This window comes from Salinisphaera sp. SWV1 (assembly GCF_052044155.1).
Classification (GTDB): domain Bacteria; phylum Pseudomonadota; class Gammaproteobacteria; order Nevskiales; family Salinisphaeraceae; genus Salinisphaera.
The window spans coordinates 1-699 of the sequence record NZ_JBQDYE010000123.1 but is presented as its reverse complement, the minus strand read 5'-3'; the positions used below and the strand labels follow the sequence as shown (position 1 = coordinate 699).

Here is a 699-nt window from a genome sequence, read left to right as displayed (position 1 = left end):
GACATGTTCTTCCACGATGGCAGCGATATCCCGACCGATCGCTTTATCGTGCCGCGCATTGAAGTGGAGCTGGCTTTTGTGCTGGCAAAACCGCTGCGTGGACCAAACTGCACGCTGTTCGACGTTTACAACGCCACGGACTATGTGATCCCGGCTCTGGAGCTGATCGACGCTCGCTGCCACAACATCGATCCGGAAACCCGGCGCCCGCGTAAAGTGTTCGACACCATTTCTGATAACGCCGCCAATGCCGGGGTGATCCTCGGTGGTCGTCCCATTAAGCCCGATGAGTTGGATCTACGTTGGATCTCCGCCCTGATGTATCGCAATGGCGTGATTGAAGAAACCGGCGTCGCCGCTGGCGTGCTGAATCATCCGGCAAACGGCGTGGCCTGGCTGGCGAACAAACTCGCCCCCTATGACGTACAACTGGAAGCCGGGCAAATCATTCTCGGCGGTTCGTTCACCCGCCCGGTTCCGGCGCGTAAGGGCGACACCTTCCACGTCGATTACGGCAACATGGGCTCCATTAGCTGCCGCTTTGTTTAAGGAGAGAACGATGGAAAACAGTTTTAAAGCGGCGCTGAAAGCAGGCCGTCCGCAGATTGGATTATGGCTGGGGCTGAGCAGCAGCTACAGCGCGGAGTTACTGGCCGGAGCAGGATTCGACTGGTTGTTGATCGACGGTGAGCACGCACC

2 protein-coding genes are annotated in these 699 nt (G+C 57.9%); both read left to right on the top strand.

Annotation, left to right across the window (positions count from 1 at the left end; all coding sequences use genetic code 11):
• Nucleotides 1–549: fumarylacetoacetate hydrolase family protein (locus tag ACS8YF_RS19755; protein WP_440851792.1), on the top strand; the 549-nt coding region annotated here is incomplete at its 5' end.
• Nucleotides 550–559: 10 nt separating this feature from the next.
• The coding region (locus tag ACS8YF_RS19750) for an aldolase/citrate lyase family protein (protein ID WP_440851793.1) at nt 560–699 on the top strand (140 nt) is incomplete at its 3' end.